Source organism: Pontibacter rugosus (assembly GCF_042678745.1).
Lineage (GTDB): Bacteria > Bacteroidota > Bacteroidia > Cytophagales > Hymenobacteraceae > Pontibacter > Pontibacter rugosus.
This window is the reverse complement of sequence record NZ_JBHTLD010000300.1, coordinates 1-4396: the sequence shown is the minus strand read 5'-3', so window position 1 is coordinate 4396 and position 4396 is coordinate 1. Positions and strand designations below refer to the sequence as shown.

Here is a 4396-nt window from a genome sequence, read left to right as displayed (position 1 = left end):
TTCAATAAAACTGGTTAGCAGATTTATTCTAGCCATATTATTAGTTTCGTCTGTTACGGCAATGGCACAGGATGGCACCATTTATCCACTAAAAGCCCCTGCCGAGCCGAATGCTATTCCGCTCGGTACAGGTGGTGTAAAAAGCCAAAAGGCCCCTGAGACTTGGTTCCGCCAGTGGGGCGACCCTATGGCGCGAAACATCTCAACTGCCACCTTAACCCCCTTCCTGCCTGCCCAAGGCAAGGCAAATGGCACAGCCGTAATTGTGGCACCCGGCGGCGGTTACAGGTGGCTTTCTATGGACAACGAGGGCTGGGAAGTTGCCAAAGCGCTCTCTGAAAAAGGAATTGCTGCTTTTGTTCTGAAATACCGGCTTCATCCTACTCCGGAATCGCTCGATGACTTTAAAGCTTGGATGAATCGCCCTCCCGCGGCCGCGCCTTCTGACACTTTAGCAAGTGCAACCCCGCCAGGCATGCCGCAGCTGGACTTGTCTAACCAGCTCGCAGACGCCGAGGCTGCTTACGCTCTAATTCTCAAAAGAGCCAAAGAATGGGGTGTCGATACGAAGAGGATAGGCATGATTGGCTTTTCGGCGGGCGCCGGCCTTACCATGCATGCAACACTAAACTCCAAGAGCATGAAACTGGCCTTTATAGGCCCTATCTATGGCGGTATGGGGCCAGTGGAAGTGCCTAAAAACGCTCCGCCCATGTTCAATGTAATCGCAACCGATGACTTCCTTTTCCGTGGGCAGTTCGGGGTGGTAGATTCCTGGTACAAAGCCGGCATACCTGTTGAGTTCCACCTCTACCAGAACGGTGGGCATGGCTTCGGGCTTGGAAACCCAGATCGGACTAGTAATCGTTGGTTCGATGCCTTCATGCACTGGCTGGATGTTAACAGATTTCTCAGGCCCGAGCCCAATAAATGAGCATGCATTCTTTCATTTGAAACCAGCGCTAGCAATTTATACGACAGTTTGCTTCGTCACAGTAATGTGTAAACTTGATGATACATTAACGTAAAAAACTGTCAACTTTTTTCAGGGCGAGGCACATTGAAAAAGCGTAGCGTATCTTTTATAATTTCTTCAAAAGCTTCTGATGTATAAACGTGCTCTTCTCTATTGAACTCTCTATCCATTGAGATATATTATTAGGGTGTTTGCTATTACAAATTGCTAATACCCATTACTGACAATATAAAAAGATTTATTCCGTCCCCGGAAAACAAAAAAGCCCTGTAAGCTATCAACTTACAGGGCTTTTTTTATTCTGTACCTTGGGCCGGCGTACTTGACTCCATGTATCTTATTGACAATCAAACTATATAAATGCTAGGTGGGAAGAAAGTGGGAAAATTTGCTTATAAATCTTTAAGTATCCCCGCGATATATTATTTCATAGATACAAAAATGGAAAAGCCTGTGCATAAAATATTGTGCAGGTATGCACAATAGATGCATACTTCGTGAAAGAACTAAGAAAAGATTAAATACCATCAACTTGTGGTATCGACGTTAGAGATAAAAAGTTATTTTTATTATTGGCACAAAATTGTTCCACTAATCAACTAATGTGAAATATATGCTTATATTTGCTGAATAAAATTGTGCATATGAGCGAAGAAGAAATACAAAAGCAGCTGCTCGATAATGTTTATGAGCATTTAGCAAAAGGTGTATCGCCAAGTTTAAACTTGTTAATTGAGCAGCAATGCGAAAAGTACGGTATATCTCAGCGACAGCTTAGTCAAATACTTGGTCTACAAAGGACATCTGTTACTCGAATGCTTGATGGGGAAGCTCAAAAACTGGACGTTTTAACACTGTTGAAAATCCAGCAGTTTCTTGGTCTCAGTATGGATAAAATCATTAAGACTTATGTTGCAAATATCCAGGTAGATGAAGTAAAGGCATTACAGAATTCAGCGAAGGCTACTTTCATTGTTAAGAATTTCGATTTAGAAGGATTAAAAAGATGTGGGTTTATAAAGTCTGTTGCTGATCTAGAAGATGTTGAGTATAGGCTAAAAACATTTCTCGGCTTAGATAATATTTTAGACTATGAAACTGAAGTAGGATCTGCGCTTTTTAGTCGTAACGCAAGGAAATCCCATGACAAGATGAGGGAGTTATGGGTTAAATCAGCATATATACAATTCAAGAGAATCAACAATCCTAATCCTTATGACAGGGAAAGGGTAATGGGGATTATTCCTAAAATTAGACCATACACTCAAGATGTGAATAAAGGGTTACTTACTGTAGTAAGAGCACTCTATAATGCTGGAGTAACTGTTATAGCACAACCATATTTAACAAAGACTTCTGTTAAAGGAGGTACTTTTATTGTAAATAATAAGCCTTGTATAGTCTTAACTAGCCAAAGCTATGCAACAATTTGGTTTACGCTTATGCATGAATTGCATCATGCTTTGTATGATTTTGATACAATCTCCAGAACAGCCTATCACGTTAGTGGTGAATCTGATGTGTTTCTTATAGAAGAGGAAGCTGACAGCTTTGCGAGAAGAATGTTATTGTCTGATGATAAGCTAATTTATATTAAGCCTTATATCAACTCGCCACACTTGGTACAAGAGTATGCTCGCAGACTACAAATACATTCTTCAATCATATATCAGTTTTACTTGTATAACTCGGCATCTGATGAGTATAAGTTCTATGTTAAATACTTGCCGAATTCTAAGGATGCCTACGAAGTGATTTCAGCGGTTGATTGGTCAAGCTATAATGAAACGCTTTCTAAAAAAGCAGATCAGGCAAAACTTGTTTTAGAAAAAAAATAAATACTCTTATGAAAGATTTTGATGAGTTTGATGATCCAGAAATGGACGATAGTGAAATGAATAGAGATGATGATGATATCAATTCTCAAATTGATGGAGAAAGCCGAATAAATCGGGATGAAGAAATTAGGCGAATGAGCGAAGAGGCAGACAGAGCTAACTCTCATCAACTAGACTTCTTTGGTGATTTACCTACCTTCGAAGATGAAGAAGTTAAGGAGTTCTTTGGTAACATGCAGAATCCCTCTGAATCCCATCGATTGTATTATGCTATCAGAAGAGTTCTCATGACGTACCTGCCTCAGGGAAAAGAAAACAAGCCCTTAAGAGATATGATTTATGAGCAAAAAAATATTTTTTTAACACAAGGAAAGCATAAGGATTCTAAAGGAATCAGGCACGGTGATGGCCGGCAGGCTCTGATTGATACTGAACTTGTCGTTGCTCTAGATAAAGTAAAGAGATGGGCTGTTAATGGTGCTCAAACCTTTGATATATTTATTGAATTTAGAGACTTAAATATTCAGCGTGGTTATGTCCAAGAAGAATAGTTGAAGATCTACTGTACTATAAAGTAGCAGGTCCATTGCCAGACTGTTACTTTATAGAGGTACTAAAAGAAGTAGTATCGAAGTCGAATATCTTCTTTTATTGTCCAAGAAGCTGCTTTTAATAAAGTAGTGGGAAACCAGTGGGAATTTTTTTTGATATTTCTTCTCCCAAAGTGCCTCAGTTTAATTTAAAAGCACTTGTTAAATGACATAAATACCCCTAATCTTATTAAGCAGAAAGCCCTGTGAATCTTTGATTCACAGGGCTTTCTGCTTAATAAAGTGTACCTTGGGCCGGAGTCGAACCGGCACGAGTGTAACCTCACAGGTGTTTGAGACCAGCGCGTCTACCAATTCCGCCACCAAGGCTTGTTCCTCTGTCAGGAACGAGATGCAAACTTAGATAAACTTTCTTGAATGCGCAATAGGTATTTCTTCTTTAGGTAGTAAGTTTTTATCTGCTTCAGGGCCTCTTCTTTTGTAACTCCATGAAGCTCAGGATATCGCTGTAACACAGGCAGCACATCATTTTCTAATTGTGCCATCACACCGCTACTTTTTTCGCCTATCTCGTGCAGTTTGTCGGCATCAAAATCGAACTCCAGTTCCATCAGTTCTTCGTTCAGCTCCATCATTTCCATCAGGAAGTCGGAGGGAAGTTCGTTTTTGCCGCCTTCTTCCAGCAGGCCGTGCTCTTTTAAGATGTACTGCATGCGCAGGTCTGGGTCGGAGAGGGTGCGGTAGGCGTTGGTGTTTTGGGTGCTGAGTTGCAGTATCTCCTGCTGCTTTTCCTGCGGCTCGTTGGCAAAAAAGTCAGGGTGGTACTCGCGGCTCAGCTTATAATATGTGGTCTTCAGGGCTTTCTCATCTAACAGAAAGCTTTCTGGTATGTTATAAAATTCGAAGTAGTTGCTCATCTACAAAAGCTGTTTTAGTATGAATTGCTTTACAAAGGTACAGAAAGTGGCGCATTATTGTTTTGAAGCAACCCGCAGCGAAATATAGCGTTCTGTTATTTTATTCTTTTTAAT

Annotated in this window: 4 protein-coding genes and 1 tRNA gene; 3 read left to right on the top strand and 2 right to left on the bottom strand. The window is 40.7% G+C overall.

The window, feature by feature from the left end; translation table 11 throughout:
• Positions 1-61 precede the first annotated feature (61 nt).
• The 3 genes from ACFQ2O_RS20200 (at position 62) to ACFQ2O_RS20190 (ending at position 3365) form a co-directional block, all read left to right on the top strand.
• The gene (locus ACFQ2O_RS20200; RefSeq protein WP_377532327.1) at positions 62-934 is read left to right on the top strand and encodes an alpha/beta hydrolase; all 873 of its coding nucleotides are present in this window, start codon (positions 62-64) and stop codon (positions 932-934) included.
• 686 nt (positions 935-1620) lie between these two features.
• Positions 1621-2814 (top strand): helix-turn-helix domain-containing protein, encoded by a 1194-nt coding sequence (locus ACFQ2O_RS20195; protein ID WP_377532324.1) that lies wholly within the window; start codon positions 1621-1623, stop codon positions 2812-2814.
• Between the two features lie 8 nt (positions 2815-2822).
• A complete protein-coding gene (locus ACFQ2O_RS20190; protein ID WP_377532321.1) occupies positions 2823-3365 on the top strand; it encodes a hypothetical protein in 543 nt (180 codons plus the stop codon).
• Between the two features lie 285 nt (positions 3366-3650).
• Here ACFQ2O_RS20190 and ACFQ2O_RS20185 read toward each other — a convergent pair.
• Positions 3651-3734 (bottom strand) — tRNA-Leu (locus tag ACFQ2O_RS20185).
• 11 nt (positions 3735-3745) lie between these two features.
• The gene (gene hscB, locus ACFQ2O_RS20180; RefSeq protein WP_377532318.1) at positions 3746-4282 is read right to left on the bottom strand and encodes a Fe-S protein assembly co-chaperone HscB; all 537 of its coding nucleotides are present in this window, start codon (positions 4280-4282) and stop codon (positions 3746-3748) included.
• Between the last annotated feature and the right edge of the window lie 114 nt (positions 4283-4396).

What these genes read in the sequence shown, in the direction of transcription:
- hscB (WP_377532318.1), bottom strand. Translation starts at nt 4,282, where the DNA reads ATGAGCAACTACTTCGAATTTTATAACATACCAGAAAGCTTTCTGTTA.
- ACFQ2O_RS20200 (WP_377532327.1), top strand. Translation starts at nt 62, where the DNA reads ATGGCACAGGATGGCACCATTTATCCACTAAAAGCCCCTGCCGAGCCG.
- ACFQ2O_RS20195 (WP_377532324.1), top strand. Translation starts at nt 1,621, where the DNA reads ATGAGCGAAGAAGAAATACAAAAGCAGCTGCTCGATAATGTTTATGAG.
- ACFQ2O_RS20190 (WP_377532321.1), top strand. Translation starts at nt 2,823, where the DNA reads ATGAAAGATTTTGATGAGTTTGATGATCCAGAAATGGACGATAGTGAA.